Genomic DNA, 14,528 nt, shown 5'->3' with positions numbered 1-14,528 from the left:
TTTTTCCAGGATGGCGATTGCCCCGCCACCACACCGTTAGTTTTTGATACATTTGTTTTACAAAAACTCGTTTATCGGTAGTGGTGTCTCTGGTAATTTAGGCCGCAGATTTCGCTGCCAGTATGGACAGAAAAAAGCGTATGAATATCTTTTTGAGACGAGTACTTCCTCCCGTTGCAATCATTCTAGTTGCTATTGTCGTGGTCGGTGTGTTGTTCGCCACCAAGAAAACGCCGCCGCAGAAACCAGAAGAGGTTCCGGTACCAGTAGTCGATGTACTAACAGTGAAGCCGCAAACGATATCGCTGGCGCTGCCCTCCTATGGCACCGTCAATCCTAAATACAAAACCCAACTGGTAAGCGAAGTGAAAGGCCGTATTGTCACCATCGCCCCAAGTTTTGTTGCTGGCGGAATGGTCAAAGCCGGTGATGAACTAGCCGTTATCGAACCATTTGATTATCAAGCCGACTTGCGCCAAGCAGAAGCGACCTTGGCACAAAATAAAGCCGCATTGGATGAAGAGATCGCCCGCGGCAAAGTCGCCAAAGTGGATTTTTCTGGCTTTAAAGGTGTCCCGCCAGAACTTGGTCTACGTGTGCCGCAGTTAAAAGAAGCACAGGCAAATGTCAAATACGCCGAAGCAGCGCTGGATCGTGCCAAACGTAATCTGGAACGCACGGTTATCCGTGCGCCTTTTGATGGCCTGGTTCGCAGCCGTAGCGTCGATTTAGGCCAATACGTCAGTGTGGGCAATCAGTTGGGCGAACTGTATGACACTGCCATTGCCGAAGTGCGTTTACCGTTAGCCAACAAAGATTTGGCTTATCTGGAATCCATCGACCATCCCTTTACTGAAGTGACCCTGAGCACCCAGCTCGGCGGTAAAACCATTAACTGGCGCGCCACAGTAGTACGCAGTGAAGGTGTCATCGACCCTGATAACCGCATGGTGTATCTGGTTGCCGAAGTAAAAGACCCATACCTGCGACAATACCGCGAGCCTGGTCAGCTGCCGCTGAAGTTTGGCAGCTTCGTGGATGCCTCTATTCAAGGGCGTTCAGTGGATGACGTCGTTAAACTGCCTAGTCATCTGGTACGTAACAATCAAGTCGCAGTGATTGGTACAGATAGCAAGGTGGAGATGCGCAAGGTCAATGTGGTGCGCACCGATCTGGATTCGGTATACATCAAAGACAGCCTCAAAGACGGCGAGCGGGTGTCGCTGACATCACTTAACCATATGAGTACCGGCCAGTTGGTAAAAGTTGCGGGTCAGGATAAAGGCTCATCTCATACACCACAGGACGCACAAGACGACCAGCGTCTGGCTAATGCCGGAGATCGCTGATGGAAAAGGAAACCGGAATTATTGCCTGGTTTGCGCGTAATAATGTTGCGGCAAACCTGCTGATGTGGATCTTGATTATTGGTGGGGTGGTGTCGGCATTTACCATCAATAAAGAGATATTTCCGACATTTGATCTCAACTATCTGCGGATCTCGGTGGCCTACCCAGGTGCTGCCCCGCAGGAGATCGAAGAAGGGATCACCATCAAGATTGAAGAAGCCTTACGAGATGTCCCTGGGATCAAGAAAATCACTTCAGTTGCCGGTGACGGCGTAGGCAATGTCACCATCGAAGTGCAGGATGGTTATGATCCTAAAGATGTTCTTGACGAGGCCAAGTTGCGGGTGGACGCTATCGCCACCTTCCCTGCGGCCATTGAAAAGCCCAACATCTACCGCATTCGGCCGGAAAACAACGTTATCTGGGTGTCGGTGTATGGCGATTTAGCACCCCATGAGATGAAAGAGCTGGCCAAGACCATTCGCGACGAACTCACCAGTTTGCCTGCGGTAACTCAGGCCAAAGTCTCCGGCGTACTCGATTACGAAATCGGCATCGAAGTTTCTGAAGACAAGATGCGCGAATACGGGCTGACATTCACGGAAGTGGCGCAAGCCGTACAGAACTCCTCACTGGACTTACCTGGCGGTGCTATCCGCGCAGAAGATGGTGATATTCTGCTGCGTACCAAGGGCCAAGCTTATACCGCCGATGATTTTGCTAAAATCGTGGTAAAAACCCAACCTGATGGTAGCCGTATCATGCTGCCGATGGTGGCAGATATTAAAGATGGTTTTGAAGAACGGATGGACTATACCCGTTTTGATCAAAAACCCGCAGCCATTATTGAAGTGACCAGCATTGACGACCAAAACGCGTTGGACATTGCCGATCAAGTCAAAGCCTATATCGCCAAACGCAAGGCAACGCTGCCGCCAGGCGCGCAGTTGGATTACTGGGGCGATCTGACCCATTACCTCAAAGGCCGTCTCAGTATGATGTTATCCAACATGGCCTATGGTGCGCTGTTGGTATTTATCATTTTGGCGTTGTTCTTGGATATCAAACTGGCCTTCTGGGTGATGATGGGGCTGCCGGTCTGTTTCCTCGGTTCACTGGCGCTGATGCCATTGGAACCGTTTAATCTGTCGATTAATATGCTGACGCTATTCGCCTTTATTCTAGTGCTAGGGATAGTGGTAGACGACGCCATTGTTATTGGTGAAAGCGCCCATACAGAAGTGGAAGAGAAAGGTTTCTCCGTTGACAACGTTATCCGTGGTGCCAAAAAAGTCGCCATGCCAGCAACTTTCGGGGTACTGACCACCATCGCGGCATTTATTCCGATGTTGATGGTGCCAGGGCCGATGGGCATTATCTGGATCTCTATCGGGTTGATTGTCACCTTGTGTCTTAGCTTCTCGCTGATTGAATCCAAGTTTATTCTGCCAGCGCATCTGGCGCACATGAAACAAAGCCACAGCAAACCCGGCTGGATAGGACGCTTCCGTCAAGCCTTCAACGCCCGGGTGCAGTACTTTATCAATCATAGCTACCGTAACTTCATGGAGCGAATGATCCCGCATCGCTACAGTGTCGTTGCAGTATTCATTGGCGTTTTGCTGATTTCCATTGCATTGGTGCAAACCGGACATGTGCGTTGGGTCTTTTTCCCAGATATTCCATCGGACTTTATCCAGGTGCAGCTAGAGATGGATGAAGGCAGCTCGGAAAGCAACACCCTGAAAGTCACTCAGCAGGTGGAAGATGCGCTGTATGCCATGAATGACAAAATGGAAAAAGAGCTCGGCTATCCTGTGGTCAAGCACAGTTTTATCAACATGGATAGCCGCACGTCTGCCTTTATCTTTGCCGAGCTCACTAAGGCTGAAGACCGGGCGGTAGACGGTGTGGCAATTGCAGATGCCTGGCGCGCCCAGTTACCGGAAATGGTGGCGGTGAAGAACCTCAATATCAATGCCAGCACTAACGGTGCCGGCGGCGATATCTCCTTCCGACTGATTTCAGCCAACCTGGAAGAACTGTCAGCCGCGGCGGCTGATCTGAAGCAGAAACTGGCAACCTACGATGGTGTTTATGATATTACTGACAACTTCTCTTCTGGTAGTCATGAAATCCGCCTGAAAATCCGCCCAGAAGCAGAAGCACTGGGGCTGACCTTGTCGGATCTAGCCCGCCAGGTGCGTTATGGTTTCTACGGTTATGAGGCGCAACGTATTCTGCGCAACAAGGAAGAAGTGAAAGTGATGGTGCGCTATCCACAGGATCAGCGCCGTACCATAGGTTATCTGGAAAATATGCTGATCCGCACAGCCGATGGTAAATCAGTGCCTTTCAGTAGCGTTGCGGCCATTGAAATCGGCGATTCCTATAACTCTATTACCCGTGTTAATGGGCGTCGTGCCATTACAATTACAGCCAATGCCAATAAGCAGAAAGCCGAACCTGCTAAGGTGGTCAGTGAGATCCAGGAAAAATTTATTCCTGAATTACAGAAAAAGTACCCAGATATCGCCACGACTCTCGATGGTGCCAGTCAGGATGAACAGGATGCCGTAGTTGGCCTAGTCAAAGGCTTTATCTTCGCCATCTTTACCATTTATGCACTGATGGCAGTACCACTGCGCTCTTACAGTCAGCCGTTGATCATCATGTCGGTGATCCCATTTGGTATGATTGGTGCGCTGTTTGGTCACCTGCTACTGGGGCTGTCAATGAGCGTCTTGAGTCTATGTGGTATCGTGGCGCTGGCCGGGGTGGTGGTGAACGATTCACTTATTCTGGTGGACTTCGTTAACCGCGCCAGAGAAGAAGGCCACTCAACGCTTAAAGCCGCGATTAATTCAGGTTGCGAGCGTTTCCGGGCAATTATCCTGACCTCACTGACCACCTTTGTCGGACTAGTTCCCATTATTATGGAAAAGAGTCTACAGGCCAAAATTGTCATCCCCATGGCGGTATCCTTAGCCTTTGGTATTCTGTTTTCCACCGTGGTGACACTGATCCTGGTGCCCATGCTCTATATTATCTTAGAGGACTTTAAACGCGTGTTCCGGCGCTTTTTTATGTGGTGGTGGAAACCTGCGGCCAATGTCAGTCCCACAGTGACTGAAGACAAATCCTAGTGATAATGCCGGTCCTTTGACCGGCATTTTTATTCCTATCTGGAGGTAACTGATGCCTGCGCACGAAAAACTTAACTATCTGGAATTTCCTGCAGTTGCGCCAGAGGCTACCAAAGCATTCTTTGCCGCAGTCTTTGGCTGGCGTTTCGTCGATTATGGGCCAGACTATAGCGCCTTTGATGGTGCAGGTATTGATGGCGGTATCTATCGCGCGCCGATAGCGACTACCACCAGTAATGGCAGTATGCTGTTGGTGTTCTATAGCCGGGATATTCTGGCCACCCAGGCGAAAATTGAACAACATGGTGGTCACATCATCAAACCACTATTCAGTTTTCCTGGTGGCTGTCGCTTTCATTTTCTGGAGCCCAGCGGCAATGAGTTTGCCGTATGGTCGGAAAAGGCTGGAGAGAATTCAGAGTACTGATTTTCTGATCCGGGTGACATTTACTCAGGAGCAAAAACGCTATGCTGCTTTCATGCATTTTTGTTGCCTGAAACTATGAACACTGCCGCACCCAGTACCTTGGTTTACGACATTCGCCAAAGCCGCTATCTGAATATCACAGGCCGCTGCACTCTAGCTTGCAGCTTCTGCCCGAAAAACAACGGCAGCAAGCAGTTACATCAGTACCAATTAGCGTTAGATCACCAGCCACAAGCAACCGAAATTATCCCGCTGCTGGGTGATATCGGCCAATTCAGTGAATATGTTTTCTGTGGCTATGGCGAACCAACGCTCAATTTGCCAACCTTGTTGGCGGTCGCCAAGGAGATCAAACAACGCGGCGGTAGAGTGCGCGTCAACACCGATGGTTTGGGCAATCTGTTCCATCGTCGCAATATTCTGCCGGAACTGAGCGAATGTGTGGATGCGCTATCGGTATCGCTCAATGCCCAGAATGAGACCTTGTATCAACAGCATTGCCGACCAAAACTGAAAGGCAGTTGGCAAGCAGTGAATGCTTTCATACAAGACGCGCCACATTATATTGCCGAGGTTCAGGTGTCAGCGATTGATGGATTGGACGGGGTGGATATTCACGCTTGTCAGGCATTGGTGGAAGCGGCGGGTTGCCAATTTAAATACCGCAAGTTAGGTGCGCTCGGTTGAGAATATAAGCAGCGCTGGCTGTTCGCCTTTTTCGTGTTAACATAACTGCCATCACTGGTCGCCGTCCAAGCAGTTTGATGTTGAAAAAGAATCCCGCTTCAGCGGACACGCGGTTATTGCACCACCTTCGCGGTGTTCACTGGTCCCGTCAACGGTTACTGGCAATCGCCAGCCAACTGAGCATGCTAGTAATCACGATTTTTCTGATCACTAACGTGCTTATTACGCTGGGTGAGCGGCGACTGCAGGAAGAATGGGCGGTCCAGCGTTATAGTGAACTGCAGACCATTGGCACACTGCTGGCTGACAAAATCTCCTTCCAACAGTTTCGCACCCAGATGTTCTCCCGGGCGGAACCGCTCAGGCACTATCTTGATACCCCCGGTCATCAGGAAGAACAACGACTGCAACAAAGCTGGCAAAGTCTCAAAAACAATATTCCAGAATTAATGGACATTGCCGTTTACGATGCCAGCGGGAAATTTCGACTGGCCAGTAGTGGTAATTTCGGTAACACGCCGCTATCAAAAACGCTTCTAGACAGCATCCGCAGTATAGGTGGCACCGACATTTACACCTCAAATGTGGAATTTGCCCCGGTTGAAGACCGGCTGGAACCCTATCAGTTACAAATGACAGCACTGGAAAACGCCGACCAGAGCATCCGCGGTTACTTGGTGACCTATAACTCTGTCAGCCAGATGCTGCAATCTATCAAACCCGCATTTTCCAGCAACGACTCACCACTGTTACTGCTGGATGACCAAGGGCAACTTTATGCTGGCGCAACCAATCTCGATCCGTTGGCGGGGATCCCAGATACCTTAGGCAGCAGTCTGCGTCAAAGCTATCCCGAGTTGTGGCGTGATTTGGCTACCAACAATTTTGGTGAATTCCACGGCGAGCAAGCTACTTTTGTCTATCTGAAAATTCCACTAGCCTCGGCAAGTCAAAAAGACAGTGAGTATATGCTGCTGTCTTATATTCGTAACGAAGACATCAGTGTCCGCTTTGCCCAGTGGCGCAATATTTTGCTGGTGACGGCGGTGATAGTGACGCTGCTGGCGGCGCTGGCAATGATCTTTGCGCACTTGTTTCGGCTAGAACAACGGGCACGTCTTAGCAGCATTTTGCTGGCTGATGGGCTGTTCCGTGCTGATTTCGGCTGCCTGTTGGTCAATGAAAGTGGCCGGATTATCTGCGCTAACGACCGAGCGGCGGACATCCTCAAACAACGACAGCATGAGATCGAAAATCGCAGCTTGCAGAAATTACTGGAGCAGGATCAGCAGTGGTACGAATCGGTGCGGCAGCAGTTGCAGCAAAACAAAGTCTGGCATGGCGAAGTACAACTACAGGCGCTGGATAACATAGTGCTGCGCTTTAATATTCGGGTGGTAGGTGAAGGTCGTGATGGCTATGCGTTGATCTCTTTTGAAGATATCAGTGAACTCAAACAAGTACGTCAAGACGCTTTTCTTAATCAACTGCTCAGTGATTCGGCCGTCGCCACCGCCCTACTCGCCCCCAATGGTAAACTGGTGCGTGTTAATGAAACCTTTGATCAGCTGCTGCAACTGGATGGCAGCCTGGATCATACCCTCAGTGAATTACTGCAGAATGATCTTGATAATCAATGGCCACGCATCATGCAACTGGTGTCAACTCATGGCGTGTGGCAAGGGCAGATCCTCTGCCAGGACAAGCGTCCAGGTTGTATCCAGGCCACGCTGAAAAGTTATCAGGACAGCGAAGGTGAGCTCAGTTATCTGGTGTGTACCCTAGAGCGCGCCGCGAATGTACGGGAACTACCGGGGCCGAGGGTTCCACACCGCACCAAGGTGATGCCGGAACTGGAAGATCTGGAAAATTTCTTCAATGCCATGTCACCCGATGAGCAGCAACGTAGCTGTCTGATGTTATTGGATATCAGTCCTGAAGCACTGCTGAGCCATATGAGTGAAATAGAATCACTAGAAAGTCGTCAGCAGCAGGTAGAAACTCAGGTGCTCAACGATTTACCACGAGGCTATCAGATGGCTACCTGGCAGCTAGGCAAAATTGCGATACTGGTGCCGAATAGCGATGCCATCAACTGCCATGACTTTGCCGCAAAAACTTTGGAAAATCTTGGACAGCACGGGTTGGCTGATGGCATCTGTATTGGTATTGCGGCCTATGCTACCGGGCAGACAATAGAGCAATTTCTCAACAACGCCGAAGTGGCGCTAAAACGGGCCAAACAAAGTGGTGAACGTAATATCTGCCAGGCGTTTACCCGCCAACAATCCTCTTAACCCGGCGTCCTAGCCTTGAAGCAGGAACGCCTTCAGCAATGTTCACTCTTCAAGGTGATGGCGACGCCGTGTCAGCTGTTTTTTTGATAAGTTGTCCAAATACACCTGCAGTCCCAACAACAGGAAACCACCAGCAAAACAAACACCTCCGAAATCCAGATAACGGAAATTATGGTGCAGTTCATATTGTTGGTTAAAATCCGCCCCTTTCAAGGTCGGGATCAGAATATCGACAATCCAGAGTCCGAAAAATATGCTGGCCGCAATAAACGCCACCAACCAAGCATACTTGCAGATAAGGCTGAAAGTCAGCACTTCGATTGGCTGGGCGACTTGCAAGTCATCAGGGCTGATCTGATAAACGGCCGCCAAGGCTCGCGTGGTTTCCAATGATGCCTGACCGGTTTTTTCAATCCGTTGAATAGTTCTGACACTGATGCCACAGGCGACTGCCAGTTGCTCCTGACTCCAGCACCTCATCGTTCGCAATTGTTGTAGTTTGCGCTTGTTTAATTTCATGACCGTACTCATGTTGTGACCTCTTCGCTGAAAAACGACGCTGGTCATCATAAAACATCACACAACCGGATCCCTGACAACAGGGCGACAGTCACCCGCCAATCCCATGACATTAACATTACACATGGACGCCAACCCGCGGCGATAGCCCATAATGAACCAGCTATAGTGTTTTCGGCGTTGCCTCTGGGCTGGCGCGGGTATCATCCAATACCGGCGTTGTATTGCGATCCAAACGGGTGGTCGCTGCTGGCAAAGTAGTCTCATCCACCAACTCATCAATCAGTGGCAATGTGTCCGGGATATCACTGAGGCTTAAATCCACAATCTGCGACCAATTCATGGTAATTTTGAAACGGGCATATTGTGGCGGCTGTTTCTCTTTATGGCAGACAACCACCAAATTCACTTGGTAACGCCGCTCTACCGCCTCAGAGCTAATAACCCCGTTTTCTTCCGAATAAATTTTATCTTTTCCCCGCTCCAGATAGCGCGCAAACGGCACTAGACTGAATACCACCTGTTCTTGGATAGTGTTATATCCCGAGAGAAAGTCAGTATCTTCTACCTTAGTGCTGATACCATAATGCAGGATTTCGGCTTCAACCTTGTTCTGACTGTGACGCCGCCGCAGAATCTCTTGTACCGCTTCAGGCAGATCCTTTTGCCGCATAAACTCGAGCCACACCAGTTGTTTAGCGATAAGATTCTGCGTAGTAGTATCGCGCAGCATTCGACTCCAGCGCGGACGCCCGCGTTGCACATAACGCCACATGGCGTTGCGCACATCGTCCTTAAAGATTTCGCGGGCACCGTAAATCAGCGCCAATACCAGCACCATCACCATGGTGACGCCATTAAAAACCCCCTGCGCTTTGATGATCAGTGACGACACCACTAGCATCACCAATGCCGTTGCCAGCCCGGTGGTCAGTTTTTTAAGGCCAACGCCGAGGGGTTTCAGTTCTTCTTTAAGCACAACCCCTTGTTGGATTAACCGCCGGAGCAGCAACATCTTGTTGGCAATGCGGTTAGGCTCGGTCATTGTTTGGGAAGAGTTGTATTGGTGATGTTCCCGATGATGATGCTCCATATGACACAGCGACAAGACTTTGTCATACACATGCTGGTATTGCTCAACCTGTGATGCCCCTGCTAGCAGTTTCAGCAGTTGTTGCTCACAAAACCAAGAAAGGTAGTTATCGGCGTTCTCAAAGTAATGCTTCCACTTAGCATCGGCAGGCGCATTGCGGCGAAAACGACGTAATAACGTGGCACAGTGTACTGTCAGCTCATTGAGATCCTGATAAAACTGTTGCGGGTCACTCTGCCGTGCCAGCTCCTTGGCGTCATTTTCCATTGCTACCACAAACTGGTAGGCAAACAGATTCATATACAGGCGATATTCTTCCAGAGTACGTTTCTTCTGGCTGATGAACCGCGACTGCACCAGCGGCAGATGCAACCCTTCAGAATAATAAGAACGGCGTCCCATGACGGCACTGAAGTAATACTCTTCTTCATTCAGACTTTGCGGGCCGATCCCCATCTCTTTGGGTAACGAAAAGTACAGATCAAGCTTACGCCGCTCGCCAACCCCCAAAAGATGACTGAATTTAATGGAAAGCTGTTCTTCCTGCTTGATACGAAGTTTTGACACGCTGGCTGACGTCTCCCACAAAATACTTATGAATCATCAAAATAGTTTAATAATGATGGGAGAGAATAACGGGTTTACCAGAGTAGTTAAAGGCCTATTGCTGTAAGCGACAACCGTATACACCATTGCCAGGCTGCACCCGCACCACTGCGTACTGTTGCTTGTCGTCAGCATCCAGCACTTCCAGCGTCATGGGATGGACAGCATGGTTATTGAGGTTTAGATCGCTGATATATGACAGGTACTGCATATGCTCCGGTATCTGACCATCGCCCAGTTGCTCCTGCTTATCGCTGATGGCGATCTGATAGTTAACACCTGCTGCACCGCGGGTGATCTGACCGTGCATCATGACGCTGCCAGCCGGAGCACCATCGGTATGGAAATAACGGTAATTCACCAGCGCATCATGACCTGAGGCTTGCAAATCTAACAACAGAAAATACTGAGACTGCTGTTGATCATGGTGGTCATATAGTTCAGAGCTGCAATTAAGCAATAGCTGACGCGGTTGACGCTGACCGCCATAATAGATATTGACTACTGCCACTAATGCCAACAACGCCAGCAGCAGCCAAGGCCAGGCCTTAGTCACAGAGATGAACCCCCTGGAGCCATTGTTGATTGATGAAACCCATCTGCCGATCGCTATCGTCAGCTTTGATATTACGCAATGCCAAATGGCCATTACGCTCGCCTTTAAGGCTGATATTCAATATCTGTTTTTCATGGGAAATTGACAGATATACCTGTTGCCACGGGGATTTACTGCATTGCATCAAGGCAGCAGATACCGTGTCGGCAGTCGCTTGCAACAAGTGATTATTAACCCGAGAGTTAGCAAACAGCAGCAACTGTACCGATTGCCCAGATTGCAAGGTGACGGTCTGCTGTGCCAGTGGCAATATCGCATCGCTGACCGGAAATTTTTTGATGAAATAAACACTAACGCCGAGCATCAGCAGCAATAGCATAATCACCGCCACCATCCGAGGTGCGGGATTGATTTGCTCACCCAGCAAATACTTGGGTGGTTGAGGCTGAGATAATGAGTTAAGCATAAATTTCTGAATCATTTCCGTTATCAACACAAGGTTCTGGCAGCAGCCGTCAATACCACTTTCTGCCATTAGCGCTCAGTATAGGCAGCGAAAACTACTGGTACTGTGATCCTGGTAACCGGAAATCATGTCTTTCTTAGAGCAACTTACGAAATAGTGATCCACACCAAAGCTTGGCAATTTATGTTTGTGAGTTCTGGATTTAACTGAAGTTGTGAGCCCTATGGCATACACCGGCGGGTCTCAGAATAACATTAGCAACGGCACACAATGCGCATCACTACCATCAAACAATGGCAATATGTCGTCTTGTAATTCACCGGGTCTAAGCTCAACGCAGTAGGTTGATAAGGCCACAAATCGGGGAGTTCCACCGGTAAATGGTGCCACAGTAGCATCATCACCAGCAGCGTTGTCGCGATAATGGCACAATAATGCCGCCATGAGATCCGCAGGCCACCAAATCGCCCCACACTCAGGCGCCGCGGCACACGCTCATGCAGCATATATCCCTCAGTGGCTACTCGCTCTAGCAACTGTCCATGAGGATCGTCTAGTTTTTGCTGCAACCGAGTGATCCCCCGCGCCAGTAACCGCTCATTGGTTGACCCCAGGCTCTGCAACAGCTGATAGCGAGATACCACTTGTTCTCGATGTTGCAGCAATACATTCAATAAGCGTCGTTCAACCACCCGCAAACGCTGGCATTCATCTCCGTCCAGAGCGCGCAGTTCTCCTTGCTGTGCGGTATACCAATAGTTCCCGAGTTGCATAGTTCACCTGTCATCGTCAATGATGTGATTATAAAAACAAACGGCGCCGAAACTGAGCGATTCAGCACGGCGCCGTGATTTTTATCCGAGAAGCGTGATCCTCTTCTCAGGCTGTCGGCAACAGATAAAATGCCGACAACTTATTGAAACAACTACTTAACTAAAACAAACTATGATTCAGCAACAGGTGCACCAAAATACTGGCAATGTAACCAAGTGCAATCACTGGAGTCCAGCGCAAATGGGAACCAAAGGTGTAAATACCCCGCGCTTGCCCCATCAACGCTACTCCGGCGGCACTACCAATAGACAACAAGCTACCACCAACACCGGCGGTCATGGTCACCAGCAACCACTGGCCTGTAGACATATCAGGGTTCATCGTCAATACCGCGAACATCACCGGAATGTTGTCCACCACAGAAGACAACACCCCAATAGCAACGTTGGCATAGGTTGGGTTCCAATGACCATACATGGCCTCTGAAACGCTGGCCAGATAACCGATAAAACCTAGGCCACCGACACACATGATCACGCCATAGAAAAACAGCAGCGTGTCCCATTCAGCACGGGCAATACGGGAGAACACATCAAATGGCACCAGTTCGCCGACATTCGCCAGACGCTTCTCGTCGTGCTCATTTTCAGCTTCTTGGCGAATACGCGCTACTGCTTTGTTAAAGTTACGACGCAGATAGAAACCAAAGCACTGCAGCAGCCCCAGCCCGGTCATCATCCCCAGCACAGGAGGCATTCCCATAAATGAGTGAGCGCACACCGCTAAACAGATGGTGAACAGGAACAGCGCCACAATGCGGCGTGCACCGGGTTTCATATGGACTTTCTCAACCATGGCAGAGCTGCCGTGGTTGGAGATAAAGAAACTCATGATAGCCGCAGGCACCACGAAATTCACCAGCGCCGGAATAAACAGATCAAAGAACTGTGCGAACTGAACTACACCTTTTTGCCACACCATGAGCGTGGTGATATCACCAAAGGGGCTGAAGGCACCACCAGCGTTGGCACCGACCACGATATTGATACAGGCAACCGTAATAAAGCGTTTATCATCGCCCGCCATTTTCATAACGACAGCACACATCAACAACGCTGTGGTCAGGTTATCGGCGATAGGTGAAATAAAGAATGCCAGAAAACCGGTAATCCAAAACACCTGTCGCAGTGTAAAGCCTTTGCCTACCATCCAAGCACGCAAGGCATCAAACAATCTTCGCTCTTCCATTGCGTTGATATAGGTCATAGCCGCCAGCAGGAACAGGAATAACTCGGCATACTCCAGCAAATCGTCTTTGAATGCAGTTTCCGCGATATGCGGCATACCGTGCTGAGTATAAATAAAGCCAATAACACCCCAGATTAATCCGGCTGCCACAATCACTGGCTTGGATTTTCTGATGTGTAATTTTTCCTCCATCATGACCATCAGATAGGCCAGGACAAACATCGCGATTGCGAAATAGCCTACGCCGGAGTGGGTCAGTGACAACTGTGCCTCAGCTTCAGTACCTGCCATTACGGCGGGAGAAACCATGGCCAGCAAGCACGCCAGAACGACTGCAGGTCCTCGGTACATATGCTTCAACTTCATTTTTATCTCTCATTATGGGAAGGGATTTTTTATTAGAAACTACCATAGCCCCGGAGCAATCGTGATGGATGATCAGTAAACTTCTGGTGACTCGGCAAAGCAGATAATCAGTCATCCAGCGACGCGATCAACTGTTTTTTTACGTCATAATTCCATGCTGGGACAGAGATCACAAAGGCACCCTAAGGTGCCTTTTTGGTTGATCACAGAATAAGCGCCCAAAACTCAGAAAGAGTACAGCAACGTCATGTTGGTTTCTGTGTCAGTGCTTTTCTTGTCATCCAGTGGATCACTGTTATAACGAACAATCACTGCAAACTTCATCGCCAGTGCACCGATGATATTCGCCGTGACGGAAGTTTCGGAACGGGCGTCCAGTTTATCACCATAGTCAGCAACAAACATCTGCTTGAACTTGGAAGTTTCACTGATTTCCAATTCATAGTTCAACACACCATGTGCGACCCAGCTGGCTTCAGAGGTATAGCCCAGCTCCTGCTGCTGTTCGCTGTCTAGGCGCTGATACTGATAACCAGGACCAATTTCGCCATCTAGGAAACTGCTGTTCCCCTGATAGAGGCGGTAACCATAACCGGCCGCAGTATTGAATTTGTAGTCATAGCCTGTGAACGGGTCAACTTCATATCCGCCGGTGGCAAACATATAACTGCGGCCATCAAAGCGATAGTTGCCCTGAATACTGCCAAGATAGCGTTTGGCAGTCACTTCATCGGTGTCTTCCTTGTACAACCCTTCAATAAGATACTGATTTTCCCATTTGCCAAGTTCCTGCTTCATGGCCAGTCGTCCCTTAACTGAGGTAGTTTCAGTGTTACCTGTGGTCACTGTGGCACCTAACTCAGCTTCGCCGGCAAAGGTTGCATCGCCTTTCACAAAGTCGGACGCCGCGTGGGTACAGGGGGCAATGGCTAACAACGCGGCCATCCCGAGCAGTGATTTCATATCATTCTCCAATTGTAAAACAGATGTTTAT

Annotated in this window: 12 protein-coding genes; 5 read left to right on the top strand and 7 right to left on the bottom strand. The window is 49.6% G+C overall.

All coding sequences use genetic code 11. The annotated features are described in order from the left end of the window. Nucleotides 1-140: 140 nt before the first annotated feature. The 5 genes from IE064_RS10585 (at nt 141) to IE064_RS10565 (ending at nt 7,906) form a co-directional block, all read left to right on the top strand. Nucleotides 141-1,349 (top strand): efflux RND transporter periplasmic adaptor subunit, encoded by a 1,209-nt coding sequence (locus IE064_RS10585; protein WP_229799969.1) that lies wholly within the window; start codon nt 141-143, stop codon nt 1,347-1,349. Further along, entirely contained in the window at nt 1,349-4,495 is a 3,147-nt protein-coding gene (locus IE064_RS10580) for an efflux RND transporter permease subunit (protein ID WP_189617790.1), read from the top strand. Before IE064_RS10585 ends, IE064_RS10580 begins: the two co-directional genes overlap by 1 nt. A gap of 52 nt (nt 4,496-4,547) precedes the next feature. After that, nucleotides 4,548-4,922, top strand: coding sequence for a VOC family protein (locus tag IE064_RS10575; RefSeq protein WP_189617789.1), 375 nt, complete (start codon nt 4,548-4,550; stop codon nt 4,920-4,922). A 75-nt stretch (nt 4,923-4,997) separates the two neighbouring features. Then, complete coding sequence (locus IE064_RS10570; RefSeq protein ID WP_189617788.1) at nt 4,998-5,609, top strand: TatD family nuclease-associated radical SAM protein; 612 nt, start codon at nt 4,998-5,000, stop codon at nt 5,607-5,609. A 77-nt stretch (nt 5,610-5,686) separates the two neighbouring features. Further along, nucleotides 5,687-7,906, top strand: coding sequence for a PAS domain-containing protein (locus tag IE064_RS10565; protein WP_189617787.1), 2,220 nt, complete (start codon nt 5,687-5,689; stop codon nt 7,904-7,906). A 42-nt stretch (nt 7,907-7,948) separates the two neighbouring features. Here IE064_RS10565 and IE064_RS10560 read toward each other — a convergent pair whose 3' ends face one another. From IE064_RS10560 to IE064_RS10530, 7 genes are all read right to left on the bottom strand, one after another. Further along, nucleotides 7,949-8,425 (bottom strand): helix-turn-helix domain-containing protein, encoded by a 477-nt coding sequence (locus IE064_RS10560; RefSeq protein ID WP_229799968.1) that lies wholly within the window; start codon nt 8,423-8,425, stop codon nt 7,949-7,951. A gap of 163 nt (nt 8,426-8,588) precedes the next feature. Beyond that, a complete protein-coding gene (locus tag IE064_RS10555; RefSeq protein ID WP_229799965.1) occupies nt 8,589-10,085 on the bottom strand; it encodes a hypothetical protein in 1,497 nt (498 codons plus the stop codon). 94 nt (nt 10,086-10,179) lie between these two features. Further along, a complete protein-coding gene (locus IE064_RS10550) occupies nt 10,180-10,680 on the bottom strand; it encodes a hypothetical protein (protein ID WP_133040208.1) in 501 nt (166 codons plus the stop codon). Then, nucleotides 10,673-11,161 carry a hypothetical protein gene (locus tag IE064_RS10545; RefSeq protein WP_189617785.1) on the bottom strand — a complete coding sequence of 163 codons (489 nt, stop codon included), beginning with the start codon at nt 11,159-11,161 and terminating at the stop codon, nt 10,673-10,675. Before IE064_RS10545 ends, IE064_RS10550 begins: the two co-directional genes overlap by 8 nt. Nucleotides 11,162-11,400: 239 nt before the next feature. Further along, nucleotides 11,401-11,919: a winged helix-turn-helix domain-containing protein gene (locus IE064_RS10540; RefSeq protein WP_189617784.1), complete on the bottom strand. Its 519-nt coding sequence runs from the start codon at nt 11,917-11,919 to the stop codon at nt 11,401-11,403. A gap of 160 nt (nt 11,920-12,079) precedes the next feature. Then, nucleotides 12,080-13,534: a sodium:proton antiporter NhaD gene (nhaD, locus tag IE064_RS10535; RefSeq protein WP_189617783.1), complete on the bottom strand. Its 1,455-nt coding sequence runs from the start codon at nt 13,532-13,534 to the stop codon at nt 12,080-12,082. Between the two features lie 225 nt (nt 13,535-13,759). After that, entirely contained in the window at nt 13,760-14,497 is a 738-nt protein-coding gene (locus IE064_RS10530) for a DUF481 domain-containing protein (RefSeq protein WP_133040212.1), read from the bottom strand. Nucleotides 14,498-14,528 lie beyond the last annotated feature (31 nt).

This window comes from Shewanella fodinae, from assembly GCF_014651955.1.
Classification (GTDB): Bacteria; Pseudomonadota; Gammaproteobacteria; order Enterobacterales; family Shewanellaceae; genus Shewanella; species Shewanella fodinae.
This window is presented reverse-complemented; position numbering and strand designations above follow the sequence as displayed.

Coding starts and splice junctions, on each gene's coding strand:
- IE064_RS10585 (WP_229799969.1), top strand. CDS start 141: ATGAATATCTTTTTGAGACGAGTACTTCCTCCCGTTGCAATCATTCTA.
- IE064_RS10580 (WP_189617790.1), top strand. CDS start 1,349: ATGGAAAAGGAAACCGGAATTATTGCCTGGTTTGCGCGTAATAATGTT.
- IE064_RS10575 (WP_189617789.1), top strand. CDS start 4,548: ATGCCTGCGCACGAAAAACTTAACTATCTGGAATTTCCTGCAGTTGCG.
- IE064_RS10570 (WP_189617788.1), top strand. CDS start 4,998: ATGAACACTGCCGCACCCAGTACCTTGGTTTACGACATTCGCCAAAGC.
- IE064_RS10565 (WP_189617787.1), top strand. CDS start 5,687: ATGTTGAAAAAGAATCCCGCTTCAGCGGACACGCGGTTATTGCACCAC.
- IE064_RS10560 (WP_229799968.1), bottom strand. CDS start 8,425: ATGAAATTAAACAAGCGCAAACTACAACAATTGCGAACGATGAGGTGC.
- IE064_RS10545 (WP_189617785.1), bottom strand. CDS start 11,161: ATGATTCAGAAATTTATGCTTAACTCATTATCTCAGCCTCAACCACCC.
- IE064_RS10540 (WP_189617784.1), bottom strand. CDS start 11,919: ATGCAACTCGGGAACTATTGGTATACCGCACAGCAAGGAGAACTGCGC.
- nhaD (WP_189617783.1), bottom strand. CDS start 13,534: ATGAAGTTGAAGCATATGTACCGAGGACCTGCAGTCGTTCTGGCGTGC.
- IE064_RS10530 (WP_133040212.1), bottom strand. CDS start 14,497: ATGAAATCACTGCTCGGGATGGCCGCGTTGTTAGCCATTGCCCCCTGT.